Raw genomic sequence first — 12,748 nt, forward strand, 5'->3', positions numbered from 1 at the left:
CCCTTTTAGAGGGGGAGTGATTCAAAATTCATTTTACAGGATGTTGGTAAGGAGAAATAACCGAAACTGTCAGCAGGTAAAAATGAAAAAGTTGATTTTGTTGTTATTGATAATAAGCCAAAGCGCTCTGGCAAACTGTTGGAATAAAGCGGCGCATTATTATCATGTCGACCCTTATTTACTGTACGCGATAGCGAATGTGGAATCCGGAATGAACCCGTATGCGGTTGGGCAAAACCGCGATGGCACGCGGGATGTCGGGCTGATGCAAATCAACAGTTCGCATTTTACCGCGCTGGAAAGCAGAGGAATCGACGAATACCGGTTAATCACGGAGCCATGTACTTCGATCATGGTCGGGGCTTCTATCCTCGCCGGGATGATCAGGGTGTATGGCTATAACTGGGAAGCCGTTGGCGCGTATAACGCCGGACTGAAAAAAGAAAATTATCCGCAGAGGATGAAATATGCCCATAAGGTCTGGGCCAAATATCAGCAACTCAAATTAGCAGCACGTTATTAACGTTTTTTATTTTTGAAGAATTCCTGAAGGTGTTCTTCGAAAAGTGAAAACAGCTGAATGTGGTTTATGTATTAACGGAGTAATACCTAAGCCGGGATTTTAACATTTAATTTTAAACGAACAGGAAAACTGAAATGAACAAAAGGACGTTACTGAGTGTACTCATTGCGGGAGCCTGCGTGGCGCCACTCATGGCTCAGGCTGCTAACCTGAAGGAGACCAGCAGTGAGCCGTACACCATCAAAGCCAGCGATCTGGCGAAGAAAGAGAAGGAACTGACGGACTTCCCGCTGATGGCTTCGGTTAAAGAGACCATCCAGACGCTGGATAACGCGCAGGTTGAATTGATTGAGCCAGGCCGGGCGGCGAACCCGGACAACGTTAAGCGCGTTGAAGGGATTGTGAAAGCCAGCGACTGGGAATATCTCTTCCCGCTGCGCGCGCAGGCCTATACCTACAGCAACTTCCTGAAAGCCGTGGGTAAATTCCCGGCACTGTGTAAGACCTACAATGACGGTCGTGACAGCGACGCCATCTGCCGCAAAGAGCTGGCCACCATGTTTGCCCACTTTGCCCAAGAGACCGGCGGCCACGAAAGCTGGCGTCCGGAAGCCGAATGGCGTCAGGCGCTGGTCCACGTACGTGAAATGGGCTGGAGCGAAGGGCAGAAGGGCGGTTATAACGGCGAATGTAACCCGGACGTCTGGCAGGGGCAGACCTGGCCTTGCGGTAAAGATAAAGACGGCGATTTCCTGAGCTACTTCGGTCGTGGTGCGAAACAGTTGTCCTACAATTACAACTACGGTCCATTCTCTGAAGCGATGTACGGCGACGTGCGTACGCTGCTCGACAAACCTGAGCTGGTGGCGGACACCTGGCTGAACCTGGCGAGTGCGATCTTCTTCTTCGCCTATCCGCAGCCGCCAAAACCAAGCATGTTGCAGGTGATCGACGGTACATGGCAGCCGAACGATCACGATAAAGCCAACGGTCTGGTTCCGGGCTTTGGTGTGACCACCCAAATCATCAACGGCGGCGTTGAGTGCGGCGGCCCGACTGAAATTGCGCAGTCTCAAAACCGTATCAAGTATTACAAAGAGTTCGCGAACTACCTGAAAGTGCCTGTTCCGGCGAACGAAGTGTTGGGTTGCGCTAACATGAAGCAGTTCGACGAAGGTGGCGCAGGCGCCCTGAAGATTTACTGGGAACAGGACTGGGGATGGAGCGCGGATACCCCGGACGGCAAAACCTACTCTTGCCAGCTGGTGGGTTACCAGACCCCGTTCAGCGCATTTAAAGACGGTGACTACAGCAAGTGCGTGCAGCACTTCTTTAACGTGAAAATTGTTAACGACGAGGGTTCTTCCGAGACCCCGGACGAAACGCCGGTCACGCCAACACCGACGCCATCCGACGATGAAACGCCGGCACCAACCCCAACGCCGGATGAAACGCCGGTTGTGGTGAACCACGCGCCGGTTGCGCAGATTGCCGGTCCGATCGGTGCAGTGGAAGCGGGTGCGCAGGTTTCTCTGAGCGCCGAAGGCTCTACCGATCCAGATGGTAACACGCTGACGTATACCTGGCGTTCCCAGGATGGTCAGACTGTTACCGGTCAGGACAAAGCGGTTGTGACCTTTACAGCGCCAGAGTCTGCGACGGCGCAGCAGTATGAAGTGAGCCTGACCGTCAGCGATGGCGAACTGAGCAGCACCACGTCTTACCTGCTGAACGTGAAAGCGAAAGCGGCAACGCCATCCGGAGAAGATACGTCTTACCCGGCATGGAGCGCGAATAGCAAGTACAACGCCGGTGATATCGTGAACAACCACGGTAAACTGTTCCAGTGCAAACCGTTCCCGTACAGCGGCTGGTGTAACAATGCGCCGACGTACTATGAACCTGGCGCAGGTCTGGCATGGGCTGAAGCCTGGACGGCATTATAAACAGCAAACGGCAACCTCCAGGGTTGCCGTTTTAGTGTCTGCTCTTTCCCCTCACCCTAACCCTCTCCCCAGGGGGGCGAGGGGACAGTACGGTGCAGTTGTAGGCCCGGTAAGGCGCAGCCGCCACCGGGCAAAAGGCTAACGATGAAGTTTCCCGTGATCCCGTAACCACGCCGCCGTACGCACTATCCCTTCATCCAGCGATACAATCGGTTTATATCCCAGCTCGTTCTCCGCCCGCGAAATATCCAGCGTAAAATCAAAGTTGAGCTTCGACACACCGTAATGCGTCAGCGCAGGCTCTTTCGCCGATTTACTGCCAAAGCGCTCCATGCTGCGGGCAATCATGTCCAGCATCGGGTAAGGAACAGAACGGATCCGGCAGTCGATTTTTAACTCGTCAATCAGCCTTTGCACAATGCTGCGCAGGGTACAGGGTTCGCCGTTGGTGATGTTGTACGCGCGGCCCGACACCAGCTTATCGCATTCCGGCTGGCTCGCCAGCCACATGGCGTGAACGGCATTTTCGTAATAGGTCATGTCCACCAGCGCATCGCCGCCGCGCGGTAACAGCACGCTGCCGTAGTGGTGCATCATCTGGGCCAGTCGCGGGATAAAGACTTTGTCGTGCGGCCCAAACAGGCTCTGCGGACGCAGCACGGTAAAGCGGGTGTGCGGGTTTGACTGGGCCAGCAGGTCGATCACCTCTTCGCCCGCCGCTTTACTGCGGGCAAACTCACAGGCGAAGCGCGCCGGGCGGAAATCTTCCTGAATATCACGATGGTGGTGATAGTCGAAATAGAGCGACGGGGAGGAGATATGAATAAAGTTACGCACGCCCCAGGCGACGGCCCATTCGCCCAGACGGCGCGTGGCGCGCACGTTGGCGAGATCAAAGGCTTCCTGGGTACCCCACGGAGAGGTAAAACTGGAGCAGTGCCACAGCGTATCGATACCGGCGAGCATCACCTTGGCCTGAGAGGAGACCAGCTCCGTCAGATCGGCATGGACAAATTCAGCGCCCATTTTTTGCAGGAGCTTACCCATCGCCTCATTGCGACCGGTGGCCCTCACGCTGATGCCTTTGTTGCGCAGAAACTCGACCGCATTTCGGCCTAAGCCGCTGGTCGCCCCGGTAACCAGTACCTTCATAACAATCCACTGTGTTGAAAAGAATTTCGTGCGCATTCTTTCGTGAATTACGATGTGTTGCAATGGGAAAGGTGAAAGATTAAGAGTTTTATTTAGTTATTTTCCCGCTTTTCTTCTGCCAGTTGCGCAATCCGTTTCGCCATTCCGCGGAAGATAAACAGGTGTGCCGGGATCATCTGCAACCAGTAAAACAGACCCGGCATTCCGTGCGGATGCCACCATGCCCGAACGTCCAGTTCACGATGGTCGCCGTTGTCCTTGAGGGTGAAGCAGAGCCGCCCCAGCCCCGGCGCCTTCATGCCAAACAGCAGCGCCAGCTGTTTTTCAGGCTCAACAATAATCACTTTCCAGCTGTCGACGGTATCGCCCACCTTCAGCCAGGGATGGGCAGGGCGGCCTTTTGCCAGCCGGTGACCGACCAGCAGATCCAGCGCGCCGCGCGTTTGCCAGAGAATATTGCCGAAGAAATAGCGCTCTTTGCCGCCGATCTGATTCACCACTTCCCACAGCGCTGCCAGGCTGGCCGTGGTTTTTACCGTACAGCCCGCCTGTTTCGGATAATAGCCGTACTCGGGCCGCCAGCGGGCAAACGCCTGCGCGTCATAACCCCAGTCGCTGGAGTTCACCAGCTTCTCTTCCTCTTTCAGCGTGTTGCGCACCGCGTCGTCAAAGCGGATGAGTTCCTGGGGAATTAAGGCGCGCAGCGCGCGATCGTCCGCCAGCAGATCGTGCTTCAACCCCTGGATAAGCGCTTTGGCGGTCGTCGGCGGCACGGAGGTGATCACATTCAAAAACCACACCGATATCCAGCGGGTCGGGAAGGGGATGGGGATCAGCCAGCGGTGGCGGCCACTCACCCGCATAAAATGTTCGAACTGCGCCTGATAGCTCAGCACTTCCGGACCTGCCGCCTCCAGCACGCGATGCTGCTCCGCCGGGTGATCCAGCAATGCCACCAGATAATGGAGTAAATTCTCCAGCGCAATGGGCGTGGTGCGCGAGCGTACCCAGCGCGGCGGCGTCAGCACGGGCAGGTTGTAGACCATATCGCGCATCACTTCGAACGCGGCGGAACCCGCGCCGACGATGATCCCTGCCCGCAGTTCGGTAATGGGGATACGGGCGCTCCGCAGCGTTTCTGCCGTCAGCTGTCGGGCGCGCAGATGGTCTGACTGCTCGTGCTCAGGCGCCTGGAGCGAGCTTAAAAAAATCACCTGCTTCACCGGCGTTTGCAGCAGCGCATCACGAACGTTCATCGCCACCTGACGCTCGTGGGCGATAAAATCGCCGCCTTCGCCCATGCTGTGGACAAGGTAGTAAAGCGTATCGACCCCTTCCAGCAGCGCAGGAAGCGCTTTCGGCCAGCTAAGGTCAACGTTGTGACACGTCACGCCAGGCAAATGTAGCTTTTGCAGGCGTTCCGTGTTGCGTGCCGCTGCCAGCACCTGGTGCCCCTGCTGGCTTAACGCAGTGGTCAGATGCTGACCGATATACCCGCTGGCGCCGAGCACCAGAATACGTTGCGGCACGGTATGCTCCTTAACGCTGTAAAAACGCCTGCCAGTGTTCCACCACCTCGGTCAACTGCTCGCGGTTAACGTCAAGATGCATCACCAGACGCACGACAGGGGAGGCGTTAATCAGCACGCCTCGGGCTTTCATAAAGTCGCCCAGCGCGGCAGCATGCTCATCGCCGACGCGGATAAACAGCATGTTGGTGTCGTGACGCATGACATCAGCGCCGATTTCACGCAGCTGCGCTGCCATCCACGCCGCATTGTCGTGATCGTCTTTCAGGCGTGACACGTTATTTTTCAGGGCGTACAGTCCGGCAGCCGCCAGAATACCCGCCTGACGCATCCCGCCGCCGGTCATTTTGCGCCAGCGGTTGGCGCGCCTGATGTAGTCCGCGCTGCCAACCAGCAGGGAACCTACCGGCGTACCCAGCCCTTTAGAGAGGCAAATGGTGAACGAGTCGCAATATTGGGTGATCGCTTTCAGCTCGCAGCCGTACTCCACCACGGCGTTGAAGATACGTGCGCCGTCAACGTGCAGGCCGAGCTTACGCTCGCGGGTAAAGTCCCATGCCGCTTTCAGGTATTCGCGCGGCAGGACTTTACCGTTATGGGTGTTTTCGAGGCTCAGCAGTTTAGTGCGGGCGAAGTGAATATCGTCGGCTTTGATTTTCGCCGCGACTTTGTCCAGCGGCAGCGTACCGTCCGGTGCGGCATCGATCGGCTGCGGCTGGATGCTGCCAAGCACCGCCGCACCGCCGGCTTCGTACAGGTAGTTATGCGCCCCCTGGCCGACGATATACTCCTCGCCGCGCTCGCAGTGGCTGAGCAGCGCCACCAGGTTAGCCTGCGTGCCGGTGGGCAGGAACAGGGCAGCCTCTTTACCGCTCAGCTCTGCCGCATAGCGCTGGAGTTCGTTGACAGTCGGGTCATCGCCGTAGACGTCGTCCCCGACCGGGGCGGCCATCATCTCTTCGAGCATGGCGCGGCCCGGACGGGTAACGGTATCACTACGTAAATCAATCATTTCACATCCCTTTAATTTAAGAGGTCTTGTGAAATGTTTTACCTGAGCCAGTTGGTTTTTGCCAGTTCGATCACTTCGTCACCGCGCCCGCTGATGATGGCGCGCAGCATGTAGAGGCTAAAACCTTTGGCCTGTTCCAGCTTGATTTGAGGCGGGATCGCCAGCTCTTCTTTGGCGACCACCACATCCACCAGCACCGGGCCGTCGATGGCGAAGGCGCGTTGCAGGGCGTCGTCCACCTCTGAGGCTTTCTCCACCCGAATACCGGTTATACCGCAGGCTTCGGCGATGCGTGCGAAGTTGGTGTCGTGCAGTTCGGTGCCGTCCGTGAGGTAGCCTCCGGCCTTCATCTCCATCGCCACGAAGCCCAGAACGCTGTTGTTAAAGACCACGATTTTGAGCGGAAGCTTCATCTGCGCCACCGACAGGAAATCCCCCATCAGCATACTGAACCCGCCGTCGCCGCACATCGCCACCACCTGACGTTCCGGTGCCGTCGCCTTTGCGCCCAGCGCCTGCGGCATGGCGTTGGCCATTGAGCCATGGTTGAACGACCCAAGCAGGCGACGTTTGCCGTTCATTTTCAGATAGCGCGCGGCCCAGACGGTGGGCGTTCCTACGTCGCAGGTGAAGATGGCATCGTCGTCGGCGAAGTGGCTGATCTGCTGCGCCAGATACTGCGGGTGGATCGCTTTTTCGCTCGGTTTGGCGAGATCGTCCAGCCCCTTGCGCGCATCGCGATAATCGCTCAGGGCTTTATCGAGGAATTTGCGGTCCGTTTTTTCTTCCAGCACCGGCAGCAGGGCGGCGAGGGTGGATTTGATATCGCCGATAATCGCCATATCCACCTTGCTGTGCGCGCCGATGCTGCCGGGATTAATGTCGATCTGGATAATTTTGGCATCCGTCGGGTAGAACGCGCGGTACGGGAACTGGGTGCCGAGCAGGATCAGCGTGTCGGCGTTCATCATGGTGTGGAAGCCGCTGGAAAAACCGATCAGCCCGGTCATGCCGACATCGTACGGGTTATCGTATTCAACGTGCTCTTTCCCGCGCAGGGCGTGCACAACTGGCGCCTTCAGCTTACCGGCAAATTCCACCAGCTCTTTATGCGCGCCGGCGCAGCCGCTGCCGCACATCAGGGCGATATTGCTGGAGTATCGCAGCAGCTGTGCCAGCTTTTTCAGCTCTTCTTCGGCAGGGGTAATGGTTGGCTGTGGCGCAGAGTACCAGTGGGTGGTGGCGGTTTCAGGTGCGGCCTTCAGCGCCACGTCCCCCGGCAGCACAACCACCGAAACCCCGCGATTCAGGATCGCCTTACGCATGGCTATCGCCAGCACCTGTGGGATCTGCTCCGGCGATGAGACCAGCTCGCAATAGTGGCTGCATTCACGGAACAGCTCCTGCGGATGCGTCTCCTGAAAATAGCCGCTACCGATTTCAGATGACGGAATGTGAGCCGCAATCGCCAGCACCGGAACATGGTTGCGGTGACAGTCGAACAGACCGTTGATGAGGTGCAGGTTTCCCGGTCCGCAGGAACCTGCACAGACGGCGAGTTCACCCGTAAGCTGCGCTTCGGCACCGGCGGCAAAGGCGGCGACTTCTTCATGGCGGGTGGGCATCCACTCAATAGTTTTCATCTTGTTAAGGCTATCGCTGAGTCCGTTCAGAGAATCGCCAGTGACGCCCCAGATACGCTTTACGCCAGCCTGCTCAAGGGTTTTCGCTATGTATGCAGCCACAGTTTGTTTCATGGTTGTCCGTCTCCTTTTTGTGATATCGCTTACAAGCTTAGAAGAAAGTCGCTGTATTGCCTGCTCAGTATTCTTTAAGTCCAGGTGGTTTTTCTGCGCGACGCGCCTGGCAAAGTCAAACAAATAACGGGCTGCCGCACAGGCAGTAGGCACAATGTAGGCCGGGTAAACGTAGTGCCACCCGGCAAAAAGCCCGGTGGCGCTGACGCTTACCGGGCCTACAGGTGAACCACGACAGATTATGCGAGGACAAGATCGCCCTGCGGATGGCACGAACATGCCAGCACATAGCCCTCCGCGATTTCCGCGTCGGTCAGCGTCATGGTGCTGGTGACCGTGTACTCACCGGAAACCACTTTGGTCTTACAGCAACCGCACACCCCGGCGCGACAGGCCGCTGCCACCGGTACGTTGTTGCTTTCCAGCGCTTCAAGCAGCGTGGTGCCCACGCGGCCAAAGAAGGTCTGCGCCGGTTGCAGCTTCGTGAACTTCATCCCGCTGGTCGCCGCTTCAGCTACAGGCGTGAAGAACTGCTCTTTGAAGAAGCGGGTCACGCCGAGCGCTTTCACTTCTTTCTCCACGATCTCCATGTACGGCGCCGGGCCGCAGGTCATCACGATGCGGTTCGCAATATCCGGCACGCTTTGCAGCAGCTCGCGGCTCAGGCGCCCCGCGACAAAACCGTGCGTCGCGTTGTGCTCGGCCACCAGCGTCACCGGATAGTTGCGCCATTCTTCGGCAAAAATCACATCTTCCGGGGAACGAACGCTGAAAATCACCTGCACGTCGGCCTGAGGTCGGTATTTCGCCAGCCAGCGACGCATCGACATAATCGGCGTCACGCCACAACCCGCCGCCAGCAGCAGGAATTTATCTTCCGTCTTGTCGTCACAGGTAAACTCGCCCTGCGCGTCAGACAGCCAGATGTAATCCCCGCGCTTCACGTCCCGGGTCAGCCACTCGGATCCTGCGCCGTCATCAATACGACGAACGGTGAGCGTAATGTACTCGCTCACGCCCGGCGTGGAGGAGATCGTGTAGGCGCGCAGAGTATCCGCCGAATTACGCACGCTCACCAGCGCATACTGGCCCGCGCGGTACGGATAATAGTCATGGCACAGCAGCGACAGCGTCCACACATCCGGCGTCTCCTGATGGATGTGATGAACCTGCATCCGCCACGGACATTGTGAGGTTGGCATGGTCATGAGTTACTCCTTACGCGCTCAGCAGTTGCTTCATATCATCTTCAACGTTGGTCACAGAACGCAGACCAAATTTCTCGTTCAGGATGGCCAGCAGGTCCGGCGTCAGGAAGCCTGGCGCGGTCGGCCCGGTGACGATGTTGGTCACGCCGAGAGAGAGCAGGGTCAACAGGATAACGATCGCTTTCTGCTCGAACCAGGAGAGCACCAGCGACAGCGGCAGATCGTTCACGCCGCAGCCCAGTTTCTCTGCCAACGTGACCGCCAGAATGATGGCTGAATATGCATCGTTACACTGACCCGCATCCACCAGGCGCGGCAGACCTTCGATGTTGCCGAAGTCCAGCTTGTTGAAACGGTACTTACCGCAGGCCAGGGTCAGGATCAGACAGTCTTCCGGTACGCGGGTGGCGAAATCGGTGAAGTAGTTACGTTCCCCGCGCGCGCCGTCACAGCCGCCGATCAGGAAGATGTGACGCAGTTTTTCACGGCTGACGAGGTCAATCAGGGAATCCGCCGCACCCAGCAGGGTTTCACGACCAAAACCGACGGTGATGAGGTGCGGAATTTCGCTGTACGGGAAGCCTGCCATCTGCTGCGCCTGAGCGATAACCGGACCGAAATCGTCGCCTTCAAGGTGGCTCACGCCCGGCCAGCCGACGATGCTGCGGGTCCAGATACGGTCGTCATACGCGCCGACGGTCGGGTCGATGATGCAGTTAGAGGTCATGACGATTGGGCCAGGGAAGCGGGCGAACTCCACCTGCTGGTTCTGCCAGCCGCTGCCGTAGTTACCGATCAGATGCTTAAATTTACGCAGCTCCGGGTAACCGTGCGCGGGCAGCATTTCGCCGTGGGTATAAACGTTAACGCCGGTGCCTTCGGTCTGCTTCAGCAGGTTGTAGAGATCTTTCAGGTCATGACCGGAGATCAGGATGCATTTGCCTTCGGTCGCTTTGACGTTGACCTGCGTTGGCGTTGGGTGGCCGTAGGTGCTGGTTTCACCGGCATCCAGAATGCTCATCACTTTGAAGTTCATCTGGCCGATTTCCATCGAGCATTCCAGCAGGGCGTTCATATCGGAAGGCCAGGTGCCCAGCCAGGCCATGATTTTGTGGTACTGGGCGTAAATAGCGTTGTCGTACTGGCCGAGTACGTGCGCGTGTTCCATATAGGCCGCAGCACCTTTCAGACCGTACAGGCACAGCAGGCGCAGGCCGAGGATGTTTTCGCCAATCGCCGCTTTGTCTTTATTGGGAGTAAATTCTGCGGCCTGACGCTGTAGCTCGCCCAGGTCGTCGCTCACCAGCTGTAGCTCCGCCATCGGGTTGTCCACGCGGGCGCTGGCGTCGGCATTCAGGCACTGCGCTTTCAGGGCTTCACGCAGGGCAATCGCTTCGCGGGCATAGCCCACAATGCGTGGAGAATCGAAGTTAACATTGGTCAGCGTGGAGAAAAATGCGCGCGGCGCAAAGCTGTCGACATAGTGATCAACAATGCCATATTCACGGGCTTTGAAGGCCCAGGCGGACAAGCCTTGCAGCGCCGCAATCAGCAGATCCTGGAGATCGGACGTTTCTGCGGTTTTGCCGCACATACCCTGCGCGTAAGAGCAGCCGTTGCCTGCTGGGGTACGGATGGTTTGTTCACATTGCACACAAAACATAATCACACCTGTTAAAGTTATATTTTAGATACATGTTTAAGGTTATGCCTGTGCCACAGCAGAGAAAAGTGCTTTCTTATACTAAGTGGAGGGTTATTGATTTAGCGCAATTTTGGCGGCAGGTTCACTACCGCCAAAGCAGTATCAGGCTGAGAAGAACGCCATCAGAATGGGGACCAGCAGGCTCAGAATAAAACCGTGTACGATGGCGGCAGGAACCATCTCCAGCCCTCCCGAGCGCTGTAACACCGGCAGGGTAAAGTCCATTGAGGTGGCCCCGCACAGGCCCAGCGCGGTAGAGCGGCTGCGGCGTACCAGGCCGGGGATCAGCATGATGGCTATCAGCTCGCGCGCCAGATCGTTAAAGAAGGCGGCGCTGCCGATCACCGGACCAAACGATTCGGTCAGCAGAATACCGGAGAGCGAATACCAGCCGAAACCGGACGCCATCGCCAGGCTGGTTTTCAGCGGCAGATCGAGAATAAAGGCGTTAATCACTCCACCCGCCAGTGAGCTGGCCACAACGATAACGGCAACCATCATGCCCCGGCGGTTAAGGACAATCTGTTTCAGCGTCATGCCATTATTTCGCAGCTGAATACCAATCAGGAAGAGCAGGAAAATAAGCGTATATTCACTGGCTTCCGTTGCGTGCTGTAAAAATGCCCAGCCGGTCAGACCCAGTAAAAAACCGAGTACCACCACGCCGCACAGTTTTAATGATTCCAGCGCCATCGCAATACGGGAGGGAAGCTTTTCCTGATGGTGGTGATTTTTCCAGGGAATAGTGCGTTCCAGCCAGAACAGCGCAGCAATATTGCACAGCAGAATAACCACTACCGTAACCGCAGAATAATGCAGGATGGAAAGCAAGTTCGTCGCCAGATTATCCAGGAAGGCCAGGCTGATCCCCATAAAGAACAGAATGACGTAAACAATCCAGCTGAGAAAGCGATTAATAAGCTTTAGGGCCGATTCATGACGCAGCGGAATAAGGTAGCCCACAATCAGGGGCAGAAGAATGATGAGGAGTCCTGAGAACATGAACAGCCGGTCCTTTTGAGTTTTCGTTAAGCGCCAGAGACACTACCCAATAAAGGCTGTACAGTAAAGCGGCAAAAGAAAGCCGGGTGGCGGCTGCGCCTTACCCGGCTTGTCTATTTGGGGTGGTGCGGCCTGATGCCCTCACCCCGGCCCTCTCCCACAGGGAGAGGGGGAAAACCATTAATCGTGTTTTTCCAGCAGGGTGCGATACAGCACGCCGCCCAGAATACCGCCGATAATAGGCATCACCCAGAACAGCCACAGCTGTTCAAGCGCCCAGCCGCCCTGGAAAATAGCCACCGCGGTGCTGCGCGCCGGGTTAACGGAGGTGTTGGTCACCGGAATGGAGATGAGGTGGATCAGCGTCAACGCCAGACCAATAGCGATGGGGGCAAAGCCCGCAGGCGCGTATTTGTCCGTTGCGCCGTGGATCACCAACAGAAAGCCTGCGGTGAGCACAATTTCAATCACGATGGCAGACAGCATCGAGTAGCCGCCTGGAGAGTGTTCGCCGAAGCCGTTCGACGCAAATCCGCTGGCCGCGGCGTCAAACCCGGCTTTTCCGCTGGCAATTACGTACAGCACCGCCGCGGCAATAATACCGCCGATAACCTGGGCAATAATATAGCCAACAATATCTTTCGCCGGGAAACGTCCGCCCGCCCATAATCCTAATGTGACGGCCGGGTTGAAATGACCGCCGGAAATATGCCCCACGGCGAATGCCATGGTTAATACAGTTAAACCGAATGCCAGCGCGACGCCGACAAAGCCAATACCTAATTCCGGAAATGCGGCTGCCAGTACTGCGCTACCGCAGCCACCAAACACCAGCCAGAATGTACCAAAGCATTCTGCCGCTAATTTTCTGAACATAACCACCTCAATAATAAACGTCCGCGCCCATTCCTGCG

Annotated in this window: 10 protein-coding genes; 2 read left to right on the plus strand and 8 right to left on the minus strand. The window is 57.0% G+C overall.

Annotated elements, in window-relative coordinates; all coding sequences use genetic code 11:
• The first annotated feature begins 82 nt into the window (after positions 1 to 82).
• Positions 83 to 523, plus strand: a complete 441-nt coding sequence (gene iagB / locus ACWKXX_RS03065) for a type III secretion system invasion protein IagB (protein WP_017384854.1) — start codon at positions 83 to 85, stop codon at positions 521 to 523.
• Positions 524 to 657: 134 nt separating this feature from the next.
• Positions 658 to 2,469: a glycoside hydrolase family 19 protein gene (locus ACWKXX_RS03070; protein WP_017693713.1), complete on the plus strand. Its 1,812-nt coding sequence runs from the start codon at positions 658 to 660 to the stop codon at positions 2,467 to 2,469.
• A gap of 138 nt (positions 2,470 to 2,607) precedes the next feature.
• On the opposite strand, the gene ACWKXX_RS03075 is transcribed toward ACWKXX_RS03070, so the two are convergent.
• The 8 genes from ACWKXX_RS03075 to aqpZ form a co-directional block, all read right to left on the minus strand.
• Complete coding sequence (locus ACWKXX_RS03075; RefSeq protein WP_017384852.1) at positions 2,608 to 3,621, minus strand: NAD-dependent epimerase/dehydratase family protein; 1,014 nt, start codon at positions 3,619 to 3,621, stop codon at positions 2,608 to 2,610.
• Positions 3,622 to 3,713: 92 nt separating this feature from the next.
• Positions 3,714 to 5,150, minus strand: a complete 1,437-nt coding sequence (locus tag ACWKXX_RS03080) for an SDR family oxidoreductase (RefSeq protein WP_261666340.1) — start codon at positions 5,148 to 5,150, stop codon at positions 3,714 to 3,716.
• Between the two features lie 10 nt (positions 5,151 to 5,160).
• Positions 5,161 to 6,162, minus strand: a complete 1,002-nt coding sequence (gene ltaE / locus ACWKXX_RS03085; protein ID WP_252066708.1) for a low-specificity L-threonine aldolase — start codon at positions 6,160 to 6,162, stop codon at positions 5,161 to 5,163.
• A gap of 38 nt (positions 6,163 to 6,200) precedes the next feature.
• Positions 6,201 to 7,919 carry a ubiquinone-dependent pyruvate dehydrogenase gene (poxB, locus tag ACWKXX_RS03090; protein WP_454540760.1) on the minus strand — a complete coding sequence of 573 codons (1,719 nt, stop codon included), beginning with the start codon at positions 7,917 to 7,919 and terminating at the stop codon, positions 6,201 to 6,203.
• A 239-nt stretch (positions 7,920 to 8,158) separates the two neighbouring features.
• On the minus strand, positions 8,159 to 9,127 hold the full coding sequence (gene hcr / locus ACWKXX_RS03095) for an NADH oxidoreductase (protein WP_017384848.1): 969 nt from the start codon (positions 9,125 to 9,127) through the stop codon (positions 8,159 to 8,161).
• 10 nt (positions 9,128 to 9,137) lie between these two features.
• Positions 9,138 to 10,790: a hydroxylamine reductase gene (gene hcp / locus ACWKXX_RS03100; protein ID WP_017384847.1), complete on the minus strand. Its 1,653-nt coding sequence runs from the start codon at positions 10,788 to 10,790 to the stop codon at positions 9,138 to 9,140.
• A 144-nt stretch (positions 10,791 to 10,934) separates the two neighbouring features.
• Positions 10,935 to 11,834: a lysine exporter LysO family protein gene (locus ACWKXX_RS03105; protein WP_015570988.1), complete on the minus strand. Its 900-nt coding sequence runs from the start codon at positions 11,832 to 11,834 to the stop codon at positions 10,935 to 10,937.
• A gap of 180 nt (positions 11,835 to 12,014) precedes the next feature.
• Positions 12,015 to 12,710: an aquaporin Z gene (gene aqpZ / locus ACWKXX_RS03110; protein WP_047746895.1), complete on the minus strand. Its 696-nt coding sequence runs from the start codon at positions 12,708 to 12,710 to the stop codon at positions 12,015 to 12,017.
• Between the last annotated feature and the right edge of the window lie 38 nt (positions 12,711 to 12,748).

It is taken from the genome of Enterobacter sp. UPMP2061 (genome assembly GCF_053709615.1).

Excerpts from the sequence above, each read along its gene's own strand:
- iagB (WP_017384854.1), top strand. The coding sequence starts at position 83 with ATGAAAAAGTTGATTTTGTTGTTATTGATAATAAGCCAAAGCGCTCTG.
- ACWKXX_RS03070 (WP_017693713.1), top strand. The coding sequence starts at position 658 with ATGAACAAAAGGACGTTACTGAGTGTACTCATTGCGGGAGCCTGCGTG.
- ACWKXX_RS03075 (WP_017384852.1), bottom strand. The coding sequence starts at position 3,621 with ATGAAGGTACTGGTTACCGGGGCGACCAGCGGCTTAGGCCGAAATGCG.
- ltaE (WP_252066708.1), bottom strand. The coding sequence starts at position 6,162 with ATGATTGATTTACGTAGTGATACCGTTACCCGTCCGGGCCGCGCCATG.
- poxB (WP_454540760.1), bottom strand. The coding sequence starts at position 7,919 with ATGAAACAAACTGTGGCTGCATACATAGCGAAAACCCTTGAGCAGGCT.
- hcr (WP_017384848.1), bottom strand. The coding sequence starts at position 9,127 with ATGACCATGCCAACCTCACAATGTCCGTGGCGGATGCAGGTTCATCAC.
- hcp (WP_017384847.1), bottom strand. The coding sequence starts at position 10,790 with ATGTTTTGTGTGCAATGTGAACAAACCATCCGTACCCCAGCAGGCAAC.
- ACWKXX_RS03105 (WP_015570988.1), bottom strand. The coding sequence starts at position 11,834 with ATGTTCTCAGGACTCCTCATCATTCTTCTGCCCCTGATTGTGGGCTAC.
- aqpZ (WP_047746895.1), bottom strand. The coding sequence starts at position 12,710 with ATGTTCAGAAAATTAGCGGCAGAATGCTTTGGTACATTCTGGCTGGTG.